Here is a 21,841-nt window from a genome sequence, read left to right as displayed (position 1 = left end):
AACCCCGGCCTGGGCCGGGGTTTGTGGGAGTTGCACTACCAGGCGAGGTTACTCACCTTTTGGCAGGGCTTCCTTGCTGCGCCAGTGCGGCAGCGAGTTCCAGTAGCGCTCGCCCTTGGCGTCGTCGTACATGCCTTCCCAACGGGAAATTACCAGTACCGCCAGGGCGTTACCGATCACGTTCAGGGCCGTACGGGCCATGTCCATCACACGGTCAACACCGGCGATAAAGGCCAGGCCTTCCAGCGGGATACCCACGCTGCCCAGCGTGGCCAGCAACACCACGAAGGACACGCCCGGCACACCGGCGATGCCTTTGGAGGTGACCATCAGGGTCAATACCAGCAGCAGTTGCTGGCTGAGCGACAGGTCGATGCCATACAGCTGAGCGATAAAGATTGCCGCGATGCTCTGGTACAGGGTCGAACCGTCAAGGTTGAACGAGTAGCCGGTCGGTACCACAAAGCTGCAAATCGCTTTCGGTGCGCCGTAGGCTTCCATCTTCTCGATCACGCGCGGCAGCACGGTTTCGGAGCTGGCGGTGGAGTAAGCCAGTACCAGTTCGTCTTTGAAGATGCGCATCAGCTTGATCACGGAGAAGCCGAACAGCTTGGCGATCAGGCCCAGTACCGCAAAGGCGAAGAACAGGATGGCCGCGTAAACCAGCACCACCAGCTTGGCCAATGGCACCAGGGAGGCGAAGCCGAAGTTGGCGACGGTCACGGCGATCAGGGCAAACACACCGATTGGCGCGTAGTTCATGATCATGTGAGTGACTTTGAACATCGACTCGGACACGCCCTGGAAGGTTTTCACCAGCGGGTCGCGCAGTTCGGCGTTCAGGCTCGACAAACCGAGACCGAAGAGCACCGAGAAGAAGATGATCGGCAGCATCTCACCGCGAGCCATGGCCGCGAAGATGTTGGACGGGATCAGGTTGAGGATGGTCTCGATGAACGCATGTTCATGGGTAACCTCAGCCGCCGTGGCCGCATATTTCGAGATATCGACTGTGCCCAGGGTGCTCATGTCGATCCCGGCACCTGGCTGGAACACGTTGGCCAGCACCAGGCCGACCAAAATCGCGATGGTGGTGACCACCTCGAAGTAAATGATGGTTTTAAAACCGATACGACCGAGTTTCTTCGCATCTCCCACGCCTGCAATCCCGACAACCAGTGAAGAAATCACGATTGGGATTACGATCATCTTGATCAGACGGATAAAGATATCGCCGGCAGGTTGCAGAACGTTACTGATCCACCAGGCCTTTTCAGCACTGAAATGGTTGAGCAGCGCGCCGATTGCAATCCCGAGGACCAGACCAATCAGGATCTGCCAGGCGAGGCTAAGTTTTGCCTTCTTCATGTCATTACCCTTACTTCAAGTGGACTCGGGCAGAGGCTCAGACTAGAGCGCTCGAAAGCGCAAAAATCAGAAACCGCCACCCCCGTAGAAGGTCGCCCAAACCGAGCCAGAAAGGCTCTTTGGCAGGCGAAAAAAGGCGCAACTATTCCCATGCATGAGGTGGCCGTCTAATGCCGTAAACGCCTACCCTATGCCGAATCGGCATGGGTTTTGTCCGACAAGACCTCAAATCGCCCCCCCTGCGATTCCACAGAATAGACGACATAAGTGCCGTAGACCGGCTGTTTCAAGGTATTTTTAGCCACGAAGGGAGTGGCATAAAGCCGCATATATCCAAGAAATATCCGACAACACAAATCAGATATAAGTCCGGGCTATTTTTCTATTTGTCGATATACGGTCGACGTTTCGAAGCACCGTTCAGGCCACATTTGTTTTCAAAAAAATGAACCCTGATAAGGCATTACGTCTACCGGATGATTTTCTTCAGGCACAAAAAAACCAAGGCAAAACCTTGGCATCATTAAAGCCTGTAACCGGTTTCATGCCCCTCGGTCGCCGCCTGTTATTAACAGGACAGCGACCACTTCCTTAAAGGATGGGGCGAACATGCCTAGCCTCGACCGCGACGACCAAAGATGAAGGACACCACAAACATGACCAGGAACACGACAAAGAGGATCTTGGCGATGCCGGTCGCGGTGCCCGCAATACCACCGAAGCCCAAAACAGCAGCGATGATGGCGATAATCAGGAAGGTAATTGCCCAACTCAACATGGTGATTCTCCTTATTACTGTGCGAAACAGGATGATGCCGCTGGTATAGCTCGATGCCCGATCAGGGCCTCAAGGTTGTGAACACTCAAAACACCCAACGTTCCGGTGCAGGTTGAGTGTTGGCTATTTGTGTTTCGTCCGAAGCCGCCAGTTCGTAACGGCCAGCGGAGTCAGTCACAGATCCGTAAGCCTTGAAATGCTGCTGTGGGGCGGCAGAGTGCAGAACGGTCGCAACGGGCTGCGGCGCGGCTTCCAATCGGCTCCACTGTTGACCACCGATCAATGTCACCGACAAGGCAAGGCTGGCAAACAAACCCTGCTGTAGATGCAATGACGAAACACGCATGTTGGAGAATTGTTGACGATTCATGTTCAAACTCCTGCCACCCGGTGGTCAATGTGTGGATAAGTCGCAAGCCGCGACGCTCTATACATAGGTAATTGCAGGTGCCATGCCAGTTTTTGAATCGATATAAAACCTATATAAATCAGCTACTTAGTTGTTTTAAAAGGCCGCTTTTACGCGCATCCTGCACGATAGCCCCAATGCCCGTCGTGCGTTATGCACGATCCCGCTGCCACGCAAACCCCGCAGCCTCGCTCCGCGAGTCAGATGCTACGAGGGTAAATTCCCACGATCGATCAAGACCTGATATTCAGCCTATTCAGCTTTAAAATCAGCCAGTTACTCCGGGCAACAGACTGCCTTCAGTGCTAGCCTCGGAATGAATCCTGAAAAATCATGCAACTTGCCCGATTATTCCGACACTAACCAAGATCACTCATAAAGGAACGCAGGACATGGAATCAGCCAAAGAGCACCAGGGCCGCATTCTGCTGGTCGATGATGAATCTGCCATCCTGCGCACATTCCGCTATTGCCTCGAAGACGAGGGTTACACCGTTGCCACCGCCAACAGCGCGGCACAGGCAGACTCGCTGCTGCAACGTCAGGTGTTCGATCTGTGTTTCCTCGATTTGCGTCTGGGCGAAGATAACGGACTGGATGTGTTGGCCCAGATGCGCATTCAAGCCCCATGGATGCGCGTGGTGATTGTCACCGCCCACTCGGCGGTCGACACCGCAGTGGATGCGATTCAAGCCGGTGCCGCCGACTATCTGGTCAAACCGTGCAGCCCTGACCAGTTGCGTCTGGCGACGGCCAAACAGTTGGAAGTGCGCCAGTTGTCCGCCCGTCTTGAAGCCCTGGAAGGCGAAGTGCGCAAGCCAAAGGACGGCCTGGACTCCCACAGTCCGGCCATGATGGCGGTGCTGGAAACGGCACGTCAGGTAGCTGGCACTGATGCCAACATCTTGATTCTCGGTGAATCCGGCACTGGTAAGGGCGAGTTGGCACGGGCGATTCATGGCTGGAGCAAACGGGCCAAGAAATCGTGCGTGACTATTAACTGTCCGTCCCTGACGGCCGAGTTGATGGAGAGCGAGCTGTTCGGCCATACCCGCGGAGCGTTCACCGGTGCCAGTGAAAGCACACTGGGCCGGGTTAACCAGGCTGACGGCGGTACATTGTTCCTGGATGAGATCGGTGACTTCCCACTGACACTCCAGCCAAAGCTGCTGCGCTTTATTCAGGACAAGGAATACGAACGCGTGGGCGACCCCGTGACCCGCCGCGCCGATGTAAGGATTCTGGCCGCCACCAACCTCAACCTTGAAGACATGGTGCGTGATGGTCGTTTTCGTGAAGACCTGCTCTATCGCCTGAACGTAATCACCTTGCATCTGCCGCCGTTACGCGAGCGCAGTGAAGATATCCTGACCCTGGCCGATCGCTTTCTGGCCCGCTTCGTCAAGGAATACGCCCGACCTGCTCGGGGCTTCAGTCAGGAAGCCCGCCTGGCGCTGTCCAACTACCGCTGGCCGGGTAATATTCGAGAGTTGCGCAACGTGGTTGAGCGCGCCAGTATCATTTGTCCCCAGGAAGTGGTCGAAGTCAGCCACTTGGGCATGGCCGAACAGACCACACCCAATGCCCCGCGCATTGGTGCGGCATTAAGCCTGGACCAACTGGAAAAAGCCCATATCGGCGCCGTTCTGGCTACCAGCGAAACACTGGATCAGGCGGCAAAAACCTTGGGCATTGATGCCTCGACGCTGTATCGCAAACGTAAGCAGTACAACCTGTGAGCATCCGATGAGACTTGCGATCAAGCTGCGTACCCGTCTGTTCCTTAGCATATCTGCACTGATTACAGTGGCGTTGCTCGGGCTTTTGCTTGGCGTTGTCAGCGTGATGCAGATGGCCAAGAGCCAGGAAGCTCTGATACGCAACAACTTCATCACTCTGGATCTGGGGCTCAAGCTGCGTCAGTCCCTGGGTGATCAATTGATCCTGATGCTGCGCAACAATCCAGACCCGCAGGCGCTGCAAGCCTCTACCCAGGAGTATCTGACCCTGCTCGACGAGGGCATCGAGCATGAGCGCAAAAACGATCTGCACAGCGGCTTTGCTCAGGCACGCAAAGATTACGGCAGTTTTTTGGAAGCGTTCCATCAAGCCAATAGCGCCTCACTCAATCTGAGCACTGACAACGAGCTTTCAAATCGTTTCAATCAGTTGCGCAATGGCCTGATCACCGAACACCGCCGAGCGCTGGATACCATTTATGCCGCACAGGCCGCCGCCCGTGATCGCGCCATTATCATCGCGTCCCTGCTGGGTCTGGTCGGCCTTGCGGTGCTCATCATCGGCTTTGTTACCGCCCACGGCATTGCCAGGCGTTTTGGTGCCCCCATCGAGGCGCTGGCCAAAGCCGCCGACAATATTGGCAAAGGTAACTTTGAGGTGGTACTTCCCCTCTCTTCGGCCACTGAAATGAACCTGCTGACACGGCGCTTCGGCACGATGGCCGAAGCGTTGCGCCAACATCAGGCAACCAATATCGACGAGCTGCTGGCGGGCCAGCAACGGCTGCAGGCAGTGCTCGACAGTATTGATGACGGGTTGTTGATGATTGATCAGCAGGGTCGACTCGAGCATTTGAATCCAGTGGCACAGCGGCAACTGGGCTGGGACGAAAGCCGCCTGGGCCAGCCACTGGGCGAAGCCTTGCAACGCCCCGAACTCGACCAGCAACTGCAAACGGTGCTGCGCGGTGGCAGCCTTGAACGGTTACCGGAAGACTTGAGTGTCGACATCGAGGGCGAGAACCGCCTGCTGACCTATAGCCTGACCCCGGTCAGCCAACCCAAAGGTCCGATTCTTGGCGCGGTCATGGTGCTCCATGATGTCACCGAGCAACGCGCTTTTGAGCGTGTACGCAGCGAGTTCGTACTGCGGGCGTCCCATGAGCTGCGTACCCCCGTCACCGGCATGCACATGGCGTTCGGGTTGTTTCTGGAGCGCGCGCGCTTTGATCCGCAATCGCGCGAAACCGATTTGCTCAACACCGTAAACGAAGAAATGCAGCGCCTGATGCAGCTGATCAATGACCTGCTGAACTTCTCTCGTTATCAAAACGGCATGCAAAAGCTGACGCTGACCCCCTGTGACCTCGGGCAGATGCTCGAAGACGCACGCGCACGCTTCGCAGAACCCGCCACCGCGAGGAATATCGAGCTATTGGTCGAGCTGCAACAGCCTCTGCCTGTGCTCAGTGCCGATCAGGTCCAGCTTGAACGTGTGCTGGATAATCTGCTGGACAACGCCTTGCGCCATACCCCCAGCGGCGGCCAGATCAGACTTCAGGCCCGGCGCCATGGTGAGCGGGTAATCATCAGTATCGAAGACAATGGCGAAGGTATTGCCTATAGCCAGCAAGGCCGTATTTTTGAACCCTTTGTGCAGGTGGGTCGCAAAAAAGGCGGGGCCGGGCTTGGTTTGGCGCTGTGCAAGGAGATTGTGCAACTGCATGGCGGACGCATCGGTGTGTACTCGCGCCCCGGCCAAGGCACGCAGTTTTACATGGCGCTACCGCTGCTGTAGCCCTCACGGGTTTATCAGTGCTTTTGCGTGTTCAACACTTTCAAGATGGCCGCACTCTCAGCATCCGGCGTGCCATCAAATAGTGCAGGCCTGAAGTGCATCTGAAACGCGGACAACACGTGGCGGGTCGCAACATCCAGCTCCCCGGTTTGCGGCGTTTCGTAGCCCAATAGCGCCAGTTGCTGCTGAAACCAGGTGATGCTCGGCACATTGCTGGCGTACAGCGCTTGCTCACGGGCGACGGCTTGAGCATTTGGCCAGATACCAAAGCCTGCCTCGGCCAGTCGCTTCCAGGGGAAAAGCGGCCCGGGGTCCAGCTTGCGCAATGGGGCTATGTCGCTATGGCCAATGATGTTGCGCGGGTCGATCTTGTAGCGTGTCGAAATGTCTCTGAGCAGAGCAATAAGCGACTGGACCTGACCTTCGGTGTAGGGATACCAGACCCGCCCTTGCGGGGTGTCACGAAAACCCTTGTTGACGATTTCAATGCCGATGGAGCTGGAGTTCAACCATGTGCGGCCTTTCCATTGGCTTTCACCGGCATGCCAGGCGCGCTGGTTTTCGTCCACCAGCTTGTAGATCGTTGGCGGGGTATCACCTATCAGGTAATGGCTGCTGACAGGACCATGGGTCAACAGCTCCAGAGAGCGCTCCAGAGAGGTCGAGGTGTAATGAAGCACCACAAACTGCACGCGGCTGTCGTAGTTGACCGACGGATGGCGGGTGTCCATGGGAGGGCCATTGGCACACCCGGCCAGCAAAACGATGGACAAGATCAACGTTAAAAATTTCATGGGCAAAGACAACACAGCTGAAAGTTAATGATCAAGCATACCTCACTGCTCATGTCGCGCAGCTGTACCAGGGCAGCGAGTTGAAACGAGCCCCCTGCTCGCGCACGAGCAGGAGGAAAGCGGCTACTTGCCGCACACCAGATAAAAGCTTGTCGATGAGTCGCCCGACGGCCCATCGAGCCCCAGCATCAGCCCGATCACATTGACCTCTTCACGGGTCGGTTTACCCGACAACTTTGCCATGCCATAAAGCGTGTGCTCATAACTTGATTTATCATCGGCTGACACCACACAAAACTTTGGCACTTTTTGGAAGCTGCCGGGCCTCAACTTTATTTTATAACTGGCTGCATAATCGGGCTGACTGGAATATTCAATACGGTCAATCCAATAAGGCGACTGCGTTGCCAGGGTTCCATCTTTGTTGATATATGCTGAATACAGGGAGGTTTTATCCGCTGCATTAACCGCAATAGCGCCCACCAGTAAAACAAGAGCGGACAACAAGGAAATTAACGTTTTCATATATTACCTTTTGAGTCGCGCAGGGCACCACACAGCCTGAACACGCAGGCATGGCGCTCTCAATAAACATCCGACCTATAAACAGATGACAGTGCTGCGGCCACCCTTAGAGCAACCTGAAACAGCCTGTTATTTCATATAAGTCGCTCACCCTTCGCACGTCAAGAATCAACAAACATCATTAAGCAATACTGTTTAAAAACCGATAAGTACTACTGGGAAGTTGGAAAGCTATTACGACTCCCAGCACGCTTTGCTTAGATACTTTCAATCGACAGTGTTTATTTAAAGAATGAACTCAGTAGTTGATGGACACGGATCAACGCCATTACGCCCATTAGCCTTGACCCGATACAGCGCCTCATCTGCCCGCTTGATCACGTGCTCGCTGCGATCACCCGCCTTGAACGCCGACACACCGATGGAGGCCGTCAGAGTCACAGGCTCGCCCTTGAAATGGAACGGACACGCCTCGATGGCCGCCCGAAGCCTTTCGGCCCGCTGCAGGCCGTCAGCCAGTGTTGTACCGGGCATCAGCAGCACGAACTCTTCGCCACCAAAACGGGCAACAAAATCGCTGGGAAGCAGGTGTTTGCGCAACTGTGCGGCGATGATCTTGAGCACCTTGTCGCCCGCCAGGTGGCCATAGCCATCATTGATACGCTTGAAGTGATCGAGGTCGAGCATGGCAATCAGCAGCGGGTTGCCGTGAACTTGCCACTGTTCCACTTCAAATTGCAGGCGCTCACCCCATGCCGCCCGGTTAGGCAGGCCGGTCAGAGGGTCTATCAATGCTTTCTGGCGCTGCTCCTCAAGGTGTTCGCGGTAGTCCTGGGCCTGCTGCTCCATGTGGGTTATGCGCTCGGCCAACCCTTGCAGGTGGGCTGAAAGCTCCTGTTCACGGGCATTTCGCTGTTGCTGGTGCTGATCCATCGTGCCCAGCAACCCTTCCAGGCGGTTTTCCAAAAGGTGCTTGAGGCTGTTCAGGTCAACGGCGTCTTGCACGCTGTTTTGCAAACCATCGACGTGCTCAAGCAGCCGGGAGTGCAGGTCGTCCGCGGCAGACCGTCCTTCGGCATGGCCTTCACTGGCCGCCTGAAGGTTGTTCTGGAACGACTCAAGGCGCCCGTTGAGTTGCTTGAGATACGCTTCAAACTCATGCTGGCCGCTATCGGTAATGGCTAGCATCAAGACGGCAAGATCATCGAGAATCGGCAGCAATTCGTACCAGTTCAGCCCCTTTTCGAGACGCTTGCGCATAGCTTCGGCCTGCGGCCGGTGATGTTCGGGCAGGGATAGATCATTGAGCAGACCGAGCAGTGTGGATTCGATATGCACCGCCACCGAACTGTAAGACGGCTCGGGGCTTTCGGGCAGGGCATAGACGGCGTCAATCTCACCCTCAACCGGCTCGGGACTGCCCGCCATTTCAAGGGTGGAAGGCTCAGGCGGCACGTGGAGGACATTATTTTCGGCGTCGACCTGCGCGACAACGGACTCAAGCGCACCGCCCGGCTCCGGCTCCGGCTCTTCAGGCTCGCCAACAACCTGCGGCTCGGGTTCGGGGGACGAAAAAAGCTCGGCGTCGGCCAAAGACTCCGTCTTGGGCTGCGGGGCGTTGATGTGTGGAGAGGCCACTTCAACTGTCAGCCGCGGCTTCACCTCTGGCGAAGAGGCTTCCAGTGGTTTGGCGACAACCGGTGGCGCCATGACACGTGCCGGCTGCACCTCGGGAGCTGCCGGCGCAGGTTCAGGGGGCTCGCCCTGGGTTTTATCGGCGTCGTGCCCCCCGAACAGTCGCTGCAACAAGCCCGGCCTGGGCGGTTCTGCGCCATTGTCTTGCTGCGCCAGAGCCTGTCCCTGCAAGCGGCTTAGCTCGTCAAGCAACAGCGGTATTTCACGGGCATGGGCCACCCGGTTGTCGAGCTGCTTGGCAAATGCCTTGAGCGGTTTGCTGACTTCACGTGGCAACGGTAAAGCCTGCAGTTGTGTGACCAGGGTGTTGAGCGCTACACCGACTTGCTCAACCCGGGTTTCGCGACGCTGTTCAGAGTCGAGGACAGCCTTTTCCAGACGAGGCAGCAAGGCGGCCAGGGCAGCGTCCATCTCATTGGTGCGCACCACTTCGCGCATTTCCTTCATGCACTGATCGACGGTGCGATCAGTGCCTTCTGCCGCCAGGGTGCTGCGTACCAGTCCACGGCGCAGCAAGTCGAGGCGTGCATTCCAGCGACGCTCCAGCTTGTCTTGCTGCTCAACACTTTTAAGGTATTTCTCTTTCCAGCGCGCAGCTTCGTCACTCATGCCAGGGGCCCACTGTCTGTGGGTCGCAAGGCAATCTGTGAATCAACACCCACCGAACCTGGCAAACGGATATCAACCGCCACCGGCAAGTGGTCTGAAATAGGCTGGTCCAGCACCTGCACCCGTTCAAGGGTCAGGCTGGGACTGAGCAGAATATGATCAAGACAGCGTTGTGGACGCCAACTGGGGAAAGTGGCCTCCATTTGCGGTGCCAGCAACCCCAGGTCGCGCAGAGGCGATGTATGCAGCAGGTCGTTGGCATGGGTATTCATGTCGCCCATCAACACTTGATGCTGATACCCGCCAATCAGCTCACGAATGTAAGCCAGCTGTCGGGTGCGGGTTTTTGTCCCCAGCGCCAGGTGCATGACCACGACCACCAAAGCATCCGGGCCATCACCGAAACGCACCAGAATGGCGCCACGACCCGCAGGGCCGGGCAAGGGATGATCCTCAATAGCACTAGGACGCAGACGGCTCAGCATCCCGTTACTGTGCTGGGCCAGGCGACCCAGATTGCGATTGAGTTGTTGATACCAGTAGGGGAATTCGCCCTGTTGGGCCAGGTACTTGACCTGATTGACGTAGCCGGAGCGGTGGCTGCCACCGTCCGCCTCTTGCAGGGCAACCAGATCGAAGTCGCCCAGCAAGTCGCCTATGCGCTCCAGATTACCGGCCCGCCCCTTGTGTGGCAGCACATGCTGCCAGCTGCGGGTCAGGTAGTGTCGGTAACCTTGAGTGCTGTTACCAACCTGGATATTGAAACTGAGCAATCGCAGACGCCGATCATCCGGCATCCCGCAGGTTGCCAGATGGTCCTCATTGATCTGCGGTTCGTGCAGACCAACGATTCGCTCGCTTTTCCAGCGACCCACGGGGGCGGGCGCCGCTTAGTTCTTGGCGCTCGCCGCGCGCTCTTTGGCGATCAACTGATCGGCAACACTCAATGCGCCCTCAGGACCGCCGGCAGTGCCCAGGTCAAAGCGATACTTGCCGTTAACGACCATGGTCGGTACACCGGAGATCTGGTAGGCCTGGGCCTTTTTCTTGGCATCCTCAACCTTGCCCTTAACGGCGAACGAGTTATAGGTGCTCAGGAACTTGTCTTTATCGATGCCCTCGCCTGCCAGGAACTCAGCCATTTCTTCCGGGGTAGCCAGCTTTTTGCCATCATGGATCGCCTGGAAAACAGCCTTGTGAACCTTGTTTTCTACACCCATGGCTTCCAGGGTGATGAACAGTTGACCGTGAACATTCCAGATCCCGCCAAACATGGCAGGGATACGTACAAAGTTCACATCAGCCGGCAACTTTTCAGCCCAAGGGTTGATGGTTGGCTCGAATGCAAAGCAATGCGGGCAGCCATACCAGAACAGTTCGACAACTTCGATCTTGCCAGGCACTGCAACCGGAACGGCGCTGCTCAGCTCTACATATTGTTTACCCGCCTCAAGCGGTTCGGCAGCTTGAGCGGTCATGCCAAACAGGCTGGCACTGACGAGAGCGGCGCTGAGAATCAGATTACGCATGCTTTACTCCTGGGCAGATAAGGTCGTTTCAACGTGACCTGTATTCAGACAGGCCCGCGCTGACTTGAGTTCGATAGTGTAACGGTAGATGCCATGAAAAAGGGCAGCCGAAGCTGCCCTTTGAGGTTCACATTCAAGGATTAAACGATCGTTAAGATGACCAGTCGTTTCAAGGACTGTCTCCACCGATCGTAACGGCCTTAGTGCAGACCCTGAATATAGCTGGCCAGCGCCTTGATGTCCTTGTTGCTCATCTTGGCCGCAATGCCGCGCATGATCATCGAGTCACCATCGTTGGTGCGATCGCCTTCACGGAAGTCTGTGAGTTGCTTCTCGATGTAACTTGCATGCTGACCGCCCAGATGCGGGAAGCCTGCAGCCGCGTTACCCTGGCCATCCGGGGAGTGGCAACCGGTGCATGCTGGCATGCCTTTCTCAAGGTTGCCGCCGCGGAACAGGGCTTCACCCTGGGCAACCAGTGCCGGGTCGGCAGCGCCAACCGAGTTTTTCTGGCTGGAGTAGTAAGCAGCGATATCGGCAAGGTCCTGATCGTTCAGGTTTGCCAGCAGGCCGGTCATTTCCAGCACCTGACGCTTGCCGTCCTTGATTTCATGCAACTGCTTGAGCAGGTAACGATCACCTTGCCCGGCCAGTTTTGGGAAGTTTGGGGCCATGCTATTGCCGTCTGGACCGTGACAAGCGCCACACACAGCGGTTTTTGCCTGACCTGCAGCAGCATCGCCTACAACAGCGGTGCCTGCAGCCTGGGCAATACCGGTGACACCCAAGGTCAACAGCAGACTCACGAGTAATTTGTTCATCAGCTAATCCAACTACGGCTAAGGGTTAAAGAGTTATGGGCCGGGCTCACTCGCCTATCCACTGTAGGACAGATCGGTAATCCTCGACACTGCAGTCCATGCACAAACCACGCGGCGGCATCGCCTTGAAACCCTGGGTCACGTGTTGCACCAGCGCCTCCATACCTTGCTCAAACCTTGGCCTTACTGCTGGCCAGCATGGCAGACAATACAAACGCGGTTGTACACGGCTTCCGAATCCTGTGTAGCCTGAATGCTGTAACGTGGCCTCAAGACACCGGTAACTAGCAGCCATTTCGTCATAAAACGACCTTTTCAGGGTTGGGAGCTTGCTGCGTTCTAATGCGCAACCTGGTTTTTTCACTCCCGTGTTCTTCATCCTACGCTGGGACAAAGCGCACACAAAATCTGCGGCATTATATACTGGCGTCACTGAAACGGAAACGACACGCTCGCCGCGTCCATTCCTGACGCCGCTCACATCGGAAATCCCATGCAACTCAAGAACCCCATTCTAGGTCTGTGCCAACAGGCTACCTTCATGCTCAGCGCTGCCAAAGTCGATCAATGCCCCGATGACGAAGGCTACGAAGTCGCGTTTGCCGGCCGCTCAAACGCCGGCAAGTCCAGCGCACTCAACACTTTGACCCACGCCAGCCTGGCGCGTACGTCGAAAACGCCAGGGCGCACCCAACTGCTGAACTTCTTCCAGCTGGACGAAGAACGTCGCCTGGTCGACCTGCCCGGCTACGGCTACGCCAAGGTGCCGATCCCGCTGAAGCTGCACTGGCAGCGTCACCTTGAAGCTTATTTCGGCAGCCGCGAAAGCCTCAAGGGTGTGATTTTGATGATGGATATCCGTCATCCAATGACCGATTTCGACCTGTTGATGCTCGATTGGACCGTGTCGAGCGGCATGCCGATGCATATTTTGCTGACCAAAGCCGACAAACTGACGTACGGCGCTGCAAAAAATACGCTGCTCAAAATTCAGTCGGATATTCGCAAGCAGTGGGGCGACGCAGTCACTATCCAGCTATTCTCCACTCCTAAGCGCATGGGCCTGGAAGAGGCGTACACCGTCCTTGCACGCTGGATGGAACTGCCGAACAAAGGCGAAGAGCTGGTCGAGGCTGGCGAGTAAAAACCCCGGGCAAAAAAAACCCCGGACTTCGCATGGGGGGAAGGAGGTCCGGGGTTCAAGTACTGGACCGCTAGGGCGGGGTCCAGATATCTGCCAACACTTAACACAACATTAGGAGCATTGAAGGGCTTCACCACCCGTTCAATAAATCTGAGTGGTGATTGGCAGATTTAGTTCCCGGAGGCTAAAAACGATTTGGAATAAGCCCCGACTTTGCAGCAGCAATAGATTTTTAGTGTGGGAGCGGGCTTGCTCGCGATGGCATCAACGCGGTCATTGCGACAGTCCGCGTTGCCTGCATCGCGAGCAAGCCCGCTCCCACATCCCCCCTTTAGTGCGCCTCATCCCAGTTATTGCCCACTCCCACCTCAACCACCAGTGGCACATCCAGCTTCGCCGCTTCGCTCATGTGCACACGTACTTCGTCGCGCACCTGATCCACCAGGTCTTCACGCACTTCAAGCACCAATTCATCGTGTACCTGCAGGATGACGCGGGCATCTAGGCCGGACGCACTCAACCAGTTGTCCACAGCCACCATCGCTTTTTTGATGATATCGGCTGCGGTGCCCTGCATCGGGGCGTTGATGGCCGTACGCTCGGCGCCTTTGCGCAGCGCCGGGTTTTTCGCGTTGATTTCCGGCAAGTACAGGCGACGGCCAAAAATGGTCTCGACATATCCTTGCTCGGCAGCCTGAGTCCGCGTGCGCTCCATGTAATCCAGCACCCCCGGATACCGCGCGAAATAGCGGTCGATATAGGCCTGTGACTGTTTGCGATCGACACCGATCTGCTTGGCAAGGCCAAAGGCGCTCATGCCATAGATCAGGCCAAAGTTGATTGCCTTGGCGCTGCGACGCTGATCAGTGGTGACATCACCCAGTTCAACCCCAAAAACTTCGGCCGCCGTAGCGCTGTGCACATCCAGATTGTTGCGGAAGGCATGCAGCAAACCTTCGTCCTTGGCCAGGTGAGCCATGATCCGCAATTCGATTTGCGAGTAGTCCGCCGCCAGCAGTTTGTAGCCTTTGGGAGCAACGAACGCCTGACGAATCCGACGACCTTCGGCGGTACGAATCGGAATGTTCTGCAAGTTTGGATCACTTGAAGACAAACGCCCGGTCGCCGTAACAGCCTGGTGGTAGGACGTATGAATGCGCCCCGTACGCGGATTGATCTGCTCAGGTAGCCGATCGGTGTAGGTGCTTTTCAGTTTGCTCATCGAGCGGTACTGCATCAGCACCTTGGGCAACGGGAAATCCTGCTCGGCCAGTTCAGCCAGCACGGCTTCGGCAGTCGAAGGCTGGCCTTTGGCTGTTTTGCTGATAATCGGCAAACCGAGTTTTTCGTACAGAATCACACCCAGTTGTTTAGGTGAACTCAGGTTGAATTCCTCACCGGCAATGACAAAAGCCTCACGCTCAAGTGCAACCAGCTTGTCACCCAGCTCAACGCTTTGAATGCCCAGCAGGTTGGCATCTACCAACGCGCCCTGGCGTTCAATACGCGCCAACACCGGCACCAGCGGCATCTCGATGTCTGTCAGCACGCTGTTCAGGCTAGGAATCGCTGCCAGTTTTTCGTGCAGCACATGGTGCAGGCGCAAGGTCACGTCAGCATCTTCGGCAGCATACGGCCCTGCCTGCTCCAGGGAAATCTGGTCAAAGGTCAGCTGTTTGACGCCTTTGCCGGCTATGTCCTGAAAACTGGTGGTGGTGTGCCCCAGGTACTTGAGGGCCAGGCTGTCCATGTCGTGACGGCTGCCTGTGGAGTCCAGCACATAGGACTCAAGCATGGTGTCGAAGGCAACGCCCTGCACCATGATCCCGCACGCCTGATCGCCACCGATGGCGCAGTTGGCCAGGATATTCATGTCGTACTTGGCGTGTTGCCCGACCTTGGCTTTACTCGGGTCTTCCAGCAACGGCTTGAGGGCACGCAGGACGGTGTCACGATCCAGTTGCTCCGGCACGCCCATATAGGAGTGGGTCAACGGAATATAGGCAGCTTCGCCCGGCTTGACTGCAAACGAGAGCCCCACCAGCTGTGCTTGCTGGGCGTCCAGGCCGGTGGTTTCGGTGTCAAAGGCAATCAATTTGGCGTCGTTGAGCTTCTTCAGCCATACGTCAAAACGGGCCTGATCGAGAATGGTCTCGTAGTGCTGTTCATCCGTTGAGGCGGGCAGCTCTTCCTGCACGATCACCTGACCGGCGCGCTTGGCCTCGCGCTCAACATCGGCAATCCAGCTTTTGAATTCCAGCTCGGTGTACAGCTCAATCAGTTTTTCGCAGTCCGGCGCCTTGAGGTGCAAGTCTTCCAGGCCGATGTCCAGCGGCACATCGACCTTGATGGTCGCCAGCTGATACGACAAAAATGCCATTTCCCGGTGTTCTTCGAGTTTGGCGGGCAGGTTTTTTGCGCCACGAATGGGCAGGGTCGGCACGATATCGAGCTTTTCGTACAGATCAGAAAGGCCACCGCCTACACCCACCAGCAAGCCAGACGCGGTCTTTGGACCAATCCCCGGAACGCCTGGAATGTTGTCGGACGAATCGCCCATCAGCGCGAGGTAATCGATGATCTGCTCGGGCGAGACGCCAAATTTCTCTTTGACGCCCTCGATATCCATCACGCTGCCAGTCATGGTGTTGACCAGGGTGATGTGGCCATCAACCAGCTGGGCCATGTCCTTGTCACCGGTCGAGATAACCACTGGTCGGTCTGCTGCTGCGCTGCTGCGGGCCAGCGTGCCGATGACATCGTCCGCTTCAACGCCTTCAACGCACAGCAGAGGGAAGCCCAGCGCGATCACACTGGCGTGCAACGGCTCGATTTGCACCCGCATGTCATCGGGCATGCTTGGACGATTGGCCTTGTATTCGGCGTACATGTCATCGCGAAATGTCCCGCCCTTGGCATCGAAAACCACCGCGAACGGGCTGTCCGGATACTGCTTGCGCAGGCTTTTGAGCATGTTCAACACGCCCTTTACGGCGCCTGTCGGCAGACCCTTGGACGTAGTCAGCGGCGGAAGCGCGTGAAAGGCGCGGTACAAATATGAAGAACCGTCCACCAGGACGAGGGGAGCTTGGCTCATGAGCAGGATCAACCTTTTCGGCGAGTCCGGCGCTAGAATGTCCGGACCAATGACGACAAAGGGACAAGGTTATCATGCGTACACTCAATCGCCTGTTGCTGACCGGTTTGTTTGCATTCACTCCGCTGGTAACCTTTGCAGCCGATGAAGCAGTCACCGCCGATCCAGATGTAACCATTCGCACGGAAGGCGATAAAACCATTCAGGAATACCGTCAAAACGGTTTCCTGTACGCCATCAAGGTCACCCCAAAAGGGGGCAAACCGTACTTTCTGGTGCGGGCTGATGGTACTGATGCCAATTACATCCGTTCCGACCAGCCGGATATGCTGATTCCTTCGTGGAAAATCTTCGAATGGAAGTAGCGTCTTAACTTTAATTGGCGCCGCCTCGCACGGCGCCCGTACTGGCAATTTAAATCATGTCTGTATTCACCCCACTGACTCGCAGCGAGTTGGAAACCTTCCTTGCGCCTTACGAACTCGGCCGCCTGCTCGATTTCCAGGGAATTGCCGCGGGAAGCGAAAATACCAACTACTTCATCAGCCTGGAGAAGGGTGAATATGTCCTGACCCTGGTTGAGCGCGGCCCGGTCAAAGAAATGCCGTTCTTTATCGAGCTGCTGGATGTGCTGCATGACGCCGACCTTCCGGTGCCTTTTGCCTTGCGCACCGTTGACGGCCAGGCCCTGCGCGAACTCAAGGGCAAACCGGCATTGCTGCAGCCACGCCTGGCGGGCAAGCATATTCGTGAGGCCAACGCGCAGCATTGCGCCCAGGTCGGGGAATTGCTCGGTCACTTGCACACAGCCACGCGCAACAAGGTACTGGAGCGCAAGACAGACCGCGGCCTGGACTGGATGCTGGCTGAAGGACCCGCCCTGATGGCCGATTTGTCGCCTGACTCGGCAGATTTGCTGCAAAAGGCGCTACAGGAAATCACTGAGCGCAAGGCACAGATCCTGGCACTGCCCCGGGCCAACCTGCACGGCGACCTGTTTCGCGACAACGCGATGTTTGAAGGCACCCATCTGACGGGGCTGATCGACTTTTACAACGCCTGCTCAGGTCCAATGCTGTACGACGTGGCGATCGCCCTGAATGACTGGTGTGCTGACGAAGAAGGTCAGATCGACGCCCCGCGCGCGCGCGCCCTGCTCGGCGCCTATGCGGCACTGCGCCCGTTCACGGCTGCTGAAGCCGAGTTGTGGCCCACCATGTTGCGCGTAGCGTGCGTGAGATTCTGGCTGTCGCGCCTCATCGCCGCTCAGACCTTTGCCGGTCAGGACGTGCTGATTCACGATCCGGGCGAATTTGAAAAGCGCCTGGCATTGCGTCAGACGGTGACCGTACAACTGCCGTTCGCGCTGTAACAAACACAGTAATCAATTGTGGGAGCGGGCTTGCTCGCGATTCAAACGGCGCGGTGTATCTGAACAGACGCGTCGATCCAATCGCGAGCAAGCCCGCTCCCACAGAGGTTCTGGCAAGCAGCAACTTTTGTGAATGCCACACAATCTGTGGGAGTCGGCTTACAAGCTTTCCAGACATCCCGCCAGATCATTGCCCAGCTTTTCCAGCAACTGCTCGTAGCCCTGCGCCGTCGCGGGGGTATAGCCGCCCAATGCATCCAGCTCCGCCAACTTCACCGGCAAGCCGGCCGTCAGCGTGTCAGCCAGACGCGGACGCAGCGGCGGGTCGCTGAACACGCACGTCTTGCCCACTTCCTGCAAACGCTTGCGCATGGCCGCTACGTGTTGAGCGCCCGGCTGCACTTCCGAAGCCACGCTGAACGTACCCGTGTGCTTAAGACCGTAAGCGCTTTCGAAATAATCGTAGCCTTCATGGAAGACGAAGAACGGCTTGTCGGCAATTCCGGCCATGCGGGCTTTCAAGCGCGCATTCAATTCGTCCAGACGCTCATTGAAAGCCTTGAGGTTGCCCTGGTATCTGGCCGCATTGGCGGGGTCTTTTTCGCTCAAGTCTGCGGCCATTTTTGCAGCAATCACCCGTGCATTGTCCGGCGCCAGCCACAAATGCGCATCCAGCGTGCCAGGACGATGATCGTGATCATGTTCGGCGGCATCTTCTTCGTGGGAATGACTATCTTCGGCGAAATGACGTAGCTTCAAACCCGGCAGGGTTTGCACCGTCACTGATGGCAAGGTGCGAGTCTTGATCACTCGCGGCAAGAAACCTTCCATGTCCGGACCGATCCAGTACAAGAGATCCGCCGACTGCACACGCCGTACGTCGGATGGTCGCAACGCATAGTTATGCGGCGAAGCATTGGGAGGCAAAAGTACCTCCGGGTGCCCTACGCCGTCCTGTACGGCAGCGGCAATGAGTTGCAAGGGCTTGATGCTGGTCAGCACGTTCACCTCGGCCTGAGCCGGGTTAATCACAAGCAAACTGGCACTTAGAGCAAGAAAAAGGGAAAAAAGACGGGGCACGATGAGCACTCATGGTGGCTGAAACAGGTAACATAATAACGTCTCTCTCAAAAATCGTCGCCGCCCATGCCTATAACACCGCTTGCCAGTCGTCCCCATGACCATTCTCATTGTGTCCACAGTGCGCTTACTGAGGCCGATGTACTGTGTGCGCAAAAAGGCCTGCGCCTGACCGCTTTGCGACGTCGGGTGCTGGAACTGGTGTGGCAGAGCCACAAGCCGCTGGGTGCCTACGACATTCTGGCCGTGCTCAGCGAGCAGGACGGGCGCCGCGCCGCGCCGCCGACCGTTTATCGCGCCCTGGACTTCCTGCTCGACAATGGCCTGGTGCACCGCATCTCGTCGCTCAATGCCTTTGTCGGCTGTAGCCATCCCGAGCATCCGCATCAGGGCCAGTTCCTGATTTGCCGCACGTGCCACGCCGCGATCGAACTTGAACAAAAATCCATCAGTGACGCGATTATCAACAGCGCACGGGATGTCGGCTTTACTGTCGAAGGCCAGACCGTCGAAGTGGTCGGTTTGTGTTCGGGTTGCCGGGAGGCCTGATGAGCACTGCACTGATTCGCCTGCAACACGTCACCGTGACGTATGCCGGGCAAAACGTACTCGACAATATTGAGCTGAGCGTTGAGCCGGGCCAGATCGTGACCCTGATCGGCCCCAACGGCGCGGGTAAAACCACGTTGGTCAAGGCCGTACTCGGCCTGCTCAAGCCCACCAGCGGCAGTGTCTGGCGCAAGCCTAAACTGCGTGTTGGCTACATGCCCCAGAAGCTGCACGTCGACCCGACACTGCCACTGTCGGTGCTGCGCTTTTTGCGCCTGGTGCCCGGCGTAGATCGCGCCCAGGCCCTTGAGGCACTGAAGGAAGTCGGCGCCGAGAAGGTGATCGACAGCCCGGTGCAAAGCGTTTCAGGGGGTGAAATGCAACGTGTGCTGCTGGCCCGTGCCCTGCTGCGCAAACCCGAATTGCTGGTGCTCGACGAACCGGTTCAAGGCGTGGACGTAGCCGGCCAATCGGAGCTGTATGCCCTGATCACCCGCCTGCGCGACCGTCACGGTTGCGGCGTGCTGATGGTTTCCCACGATTTGCATCTGGTGATGAGCACAACCGATCAGGTGGTGTGCCTTAATCGCCACGTCTGCTGTTCAGGCCATCCTGAGCAGGTGAGCGGCGACCCGGCCTTTGTCGAGCTGTTTGGCAAAAACGCACAAAGCCTGGCGATTTATCACCACCATCACGACCACGCCCATGACTTGCATGGTTCGGTGGTCAACGAAAACACCACGGCGGCATCCGCCCACGTTCACGGAGAAGGCTGCAAGCATGGCTGATTTTCTGCTTTACGCCCTGCTGGCAGGTCTGGCTTTGGCAATAGTTGCAGGACCTCTGGGTTCGTTCGTGGTGTGGCGGCGCATGGCCTACTTCGGCGACACGTTGTCCCATGCGGCCCTGCTGGGTGTAGCGATGGGTTTCTTGCTGGACATCAGCCCCACCATTGCCGTGACCGTGGGCTGCCTGCTGCTGGCCGTGCTGCTGGTCACGCTTCAGCAACGCCAATCGTTGGCATCCGACACGTTGCTCGGAATTCTCGCCCCGAGTACCTTGTCCCTCGGGCTGGTCGTACTAAGCTTCATGCATGAAGTTCGGATTGATCTGATGGCGTATTTGTTTGGCGACCTACTGGCCATCAGCCCTACCGACCTGATGTGGATTCTGGGCGGCAGCGCTGCGGTACTGGCGCTTCTGGTTGCGCTGTGGCGGCCGTTGCTGGCGATTACTGTTCACGAAGAACTGGCCACGGTGGAAGGTTTGCCAGTGGCCGCGTTACGCTTGACCCTGATGCTCTTGATCGCCGTGGTGATCGCCGTGGCGATGAAGATCGTCGGCGTGCTGTTGATCACCTCCCTGCTGATCATTCCGGCAGCAGCGGCCCAACGCCATGCGCGCTCTCCGGAGCAAATGGCACTGGGCGCCAGTGCCCTGGGAATACTGGCCGTGTGTGGTGGTCTGGCCTTGTCATGGTTCAAGGACACGCCGGCGGGGCCATCGATTGTGGTGTGTGCCGCAGCACTGTTTTTGCTGAGTTTTGTTCTGCCCCGTCGAGGGGTGTAGACTTGCTTGTTTTTTGCGCACTTAGAGAGCCGCAGGAATGAAGCTGTTCAACTTCCGTTACTTGCTCCTGGCCGCATTTTCCTTGCTGCTGGGCGCCTGCCAAAGCACGCCGTCGGCCGATACTACTGCCGTTGACGCTCGCGCTGCGGCCATCGCACAGCTGGAGCAAAACCTGGCCAGCAGCGAACTCGCGACCGCTGAAGACCAACTGAGCACCTTGCAGGCCCAGACGCCGGATGATCCGCAATGGGTGCAGTACCAGCGCCAACTGGCCGAAGCCTACCTGCAGCGCAGCCAGATCGTTCTGCAAAAAGGTGACGTCAACGCCGCAGCCACAGCCCTGAGCCGTGCCCGCGCCCTGATGCCCAAAGCACCTGCGCTGACGGGCGGCGTCAACAGCGCCATTGCCCAGGCACGCAAGGCCGAGCTGGATAAAGCCGAGGCAGCCCTCAAGGCAGCTGAAGCCCGCCCACCGGCCAAGGTGATCGACCCGGCGGCCCTGAGCACCACCGTAGCGCTGAACATCACCGATAGTGCGAAACTTCGCCATCAACTGGATTTGATCGCGCAAGATATCGTCAATTACCAGTGTGCCGTCAGCCTGCAGGTTCCGCGTACGGCGGACTACCCGTGGCTGGTCACACTGATCAGCAAGCGCGTTAAAAAGCTCGACCCCGGGTTTGACCTGAGCCTTGAGCGTCAGATCATTCGCCATGTGCCTGCGCAATTGGTACTGACACCGCGCAAGCCTTGATACAAAAAGTCGCCGCCTGTGCCAACCCAGAGTATTGCGCCCTAGCGCAACACTGGCACACGCGGCGATTGGCATTTTCTGACCTTTGATTTCTTATTCCAAAATCAAAGGAATGCCCATTAATAAATGCTAAGTCAAGCATATGCGAGCACGATAAGATGCGTGCCCGGCTTACCGCTGAACTTCTATTTACGCGCCCACAAGGTTCGCT

The 21,841-nt window shown here is 57.1% G+C and carries 20 protein-coding genes and 1 pseudogene; 9 read left to right on the top strand and 12 right to left on the bottom strand.

Annotated elements, in window-relative coordinates; genetic code table 11:
- Window positions 1-48: 48 nt before the first annotated feature.
- The 3 genes from gltP to AC19YQ_RS01015 form a co-directional block, all read right to left on the bottom strand.
- Complete coding sequence (gltP, locus tag AC19YQ_RS01025; RefSeq protein ID WP_133075111.1) at window positions 49-1,368, bottom strand: glutamate/aspartate:proton symporter GltP; 1,320 nt, start codon at window positions 1,366-1,368, stop codon at window positions 49-51.
- A 613-nt stretch (window positions 1,369-1,981) separates the two neighbouring features.
- Window positions 1,982-2,146 (bottom strand): DUF1328 domain-containing protein, encoded by a 165-nt coding sequence (locus AC19YQ_RS01020; protein ID WP_019828122.1) that lies wholly within the window; start codon window positions 2,144-2,146, stop codon window positions 1,982-1,984.
- Between the two features lie 85 nt (window positions 2,147-2,231).
- Window positions 2,232-2,516, bottom strand: coding sequence for a hypothetical protein (locus AC19YQ_RS01015; protein ID WP_133075110.1), 285 nt, complete (start codon window positions 2,514-2,516; stop codon window positions 2,232-2,234).
- A gap of 431 nt (window positions 2,517-2,947) precedes the next feature.
- On the opposite strand from AC19YQ_RS01015, the gene algB reads away from it, so the two are divergent.
- Window positions 2,948-4,294 (top strand): sigma-54-dependent response regulator transcription factor AlgB, encoded by a 1,347-nt coding sequence (algB, locus tag AC19YQ_RS01010; RefSeq protein ID WP_133075109.1) that lies wholly within the window; start codon window positions 2,948-2,950, stop codon window positions 4,292-4,294.
- A 7-nt stretch (window positions 4,295-4,301) separates the two neighbouring features.
- Window positions 4,302-6,092: a KinB sensor domain-containing domain gene (locus AC19YQ_RS01005; protein WP_500594390.1), complete on the top strand. Its 1,791-nt coding sequence runs from the start codon at window positions 4,302-4,304 to the stop codon at window positions 6,090-6,092.
- Window positions 6,093-6,106: 14 nt separating this feature from the next.
- Here AC19YQ_RS01005 and AC19YQ_RS01000 read toward each other — a convergent pair whose 3' ends face one another.
- The 7 genes and pseudogenes from AC19YQ_RS01000 to AC19YQ_RS00970 all read right to left on the bottom strand — a co-directional run bounded on the left by AC19YQ_RS01000 (window position 6,107) and on the right by AC19YQ_RS00970 (window position 12,368).
- Window positions 6,107-6,886 (bottom strand): N-acetylmuramoyl-L-alanine amidase, encoded by a 780-nt coding sequence (locus AC19YQ_RS01000; RefSeq protein WP_500594389.1) that lies wholly within the window; start codon window positions 6,884-6,886, stop codon window positions 6,107-6,109.
- A 123-nt stretch (window positions 6,887-7,009) separates the two neighbouring features.
- Complete coding sequence (locus AC19YQ_RS00995; RefSeq protein WP_500594388.1) at window positions 7,010-7,411, bottom strand: hypothetical protein; 402 nt, start codon at window positions 7,409-7,411, stop codon at window positions 7,010-7,012.
- Between the two features lie 285 nt (window positions 7,412-7,696).
- Window positions 7,697-9,715, bottom strand: a complete 2,019-nt coding sequence (locus tag AC19YQ_RS00990; protein WP_500594387.1) for a GGDEF domain-containing protein — start codon at window positions 9,713-9,715, stop codon at window positions 7,697-7,699.
- Window positions 9,712-10,590 carry an endonuclease/exonuclease/phosphatase family protein gene (locus AC19YQ_RS00985; protein WP_500594386.1) on the bottom strand — a complete coding sequence of 293 codons (879 nt, stop codon included), beginning with the start codon at window positions 10,588-10,590 and terminating at the stop codon, window positions 9,712-9,714. The genes AC19YQ_RS00990 and AC19YQ_RS00985 overlap by 4 nt, the downstream gene beginning before the upstream one ends.
- A gap of 15 nt (window positions 10,591-10,605) precedes the next feature.
- Complete coding sequence (locus AC19YQ_RS00980) at window positions 10,606-11,244, bottom strand: thiol:disulfide interchange protein DsbA/DsbL (protein ID WP_133075103.1); 639 nt, start codon at window positions 11,242-11,244, stop codon at window positions 10,606-10,608.
- Between the two features lie 200 nt (window positions 11,245-11,444).
- Window positions 11,445-12,065, bottom strand: a complete 621-nt coding sequence (locus AC19YQ_RS00975) for a c-type cytochrome (RefSeq protein ID WP_339475152.1) — start codon at window positions 12,063-12,065, stop codon at window positions 11,445-11,447.
- Between the two features lie 46 nt (window positions 12,066-12,111).
- Window positions 12,112-12,368 (bottom strand): annotated as a pseudogene (locus AC19YQ_RS00970) (c-type cytochrome).
- 190 nt (window positions 12,369-12,558) lie between these two features.
- Here AC19YQ_RS00970 and yihA point away from each other — a divergent pair.
- Window positions 12,559-13,209 carry a ribosome biogenesis GTP-binding protein YihA/YsxC gene (gene yihA, locus AC19YQ_RS00965; RefSeq protein ID WP_019828135.1) on the top strand — a complete coding sequence of 217 codons (651 nt, stop codon included), beginning with the start codon at window positions 12,559-12,561 and terminating at the stop codon, window positions 13,207-13,209.
- Between the two features lie 331 nt (window positions 13,210-13,540).
- Here yihA and polA read toward each other — a convergent pair whose 3' ends face one another.
- Window positions 13,541-16,306, bottom strand: coding sequence for a DNA polymerase I (polA, locus tag AC19YQ_RS00960; protein WP_500594385.1), 2,766 nt, complete (start codon window positions 16,304-16,306; stop codon window positions 13,541-13,543).
- Window positions 16,307-16,380: 74 nt separating this feature from the next.
- Between polA and AC19YQ_RS00955 the strand changes: the two genes are divergently transcribed.
- The gene (locus AC19YQ_RS00955) at window positions 16,381-16,671 is read left to right on the top strand and encodes a DUF2782 domain-containing protein (protein WP_019828138.1); all 291 of its coding nucleotides are present in this window, start codon (window positions 16,381-16,383) and stop codon (window positions 16,669-16,671) included.
- Between the two features lie 56 nt (window positions 16,672-16,727).
- A complete protein-coding gene (locus AC19YQ_RS00950) occupies window positions 16,728-17,678 on the top strand; it encodes a homoserine kinase (protein WP_339475148.1) in 951 nt (316 codons plus the stop codon).
- Between the two features lie 159 nt (window positions 17,679-17,837).
- Here AC19YQ_RS00950 and AC19YQ_RS00945 read toward each other — a convergent pair whose 3' ends face one another.
- A complete protein-coding gene (locus tag AC19YQ_RS00945; protein ID WP_339475145.1) occupies window positions 17,838-18,758 on the bottom strand; it encodes a zinc ABC transporter substrate-binding protein in 921 nt (306 codons plus the stop codon).
- A gap of 66 nt (window positions 18,759-18,824) precedes the next feature.
- Between AC19YQ_RS00945 and AC19YQ_RS00940 the strand changes: the two genes are divergently transcribed.
- Genes AC19YQ_RS00940 through AC19YQ_RS00925 form a run of 4 tightly spaced genes read left to right on the top strand, consistent with a single transcriptional unit; the run spans window position 18,825 to window position 21,630 of the window.
- On the top strand, window positions 18,825-19,307 hold the full coding sequence (locus AC19YQ_RS00940; protein ID WP_133075098.1) for a Fur family transcriptional regulator: 483 nt from the start codon (window positions 18,825-18,827) through the stop codon (window positions 19,305-19,307).
- A complete protein-coding gene (gene znuC, locus AC19YQ_RS00935) occupies window positions 19,307-20,095 on the top strand; it encodes a zinc ABC transporter ATP-binding protein ZnuC (protein ID WP_339475142.1) in 789 nt (262 codons plus the stop codon). The genes AC19YQ_RS00940 and znuC overlap by 1 nt, the downstream gene beginning before the upstream one ends.
- Complete coding sequence (gene znuB, locus AC19YQ_RS00930) at window positions 20,088-20,876, top strand: zinc ABC transporter permease subunit ZnuB (RefSeq protein ID WP_133075096.1); 789 nt, start codon at window positions 20,088-20,090, stop codon at window positions 20,874-20,876. Before znuC ends, znuB begins: the two co-directional genes overlap by 8 nt.
- A gap of 37 nt (window positions 20,877-20,913) precedes the next feature.
- Entirely contained in the window at window positions 20,914-21,630 is a 717-nt protein-coding gene (locus AC19YQ_RS00925) for a PA5502 family lipoprotein (protein WP_500594384.1), read from the top strand.
- Window positions 21,631-21,841 lie beyond the last annotated feature (211 nt).

This window comes from Pseudomonas sp. MF06569 (genome assembly GCF_059862735.1).
The sequence above is the reverse complement of the archived record's forward strand: the minus strand, read 5'-3'. Positions and strand labels throughout refer to the sequence as shown.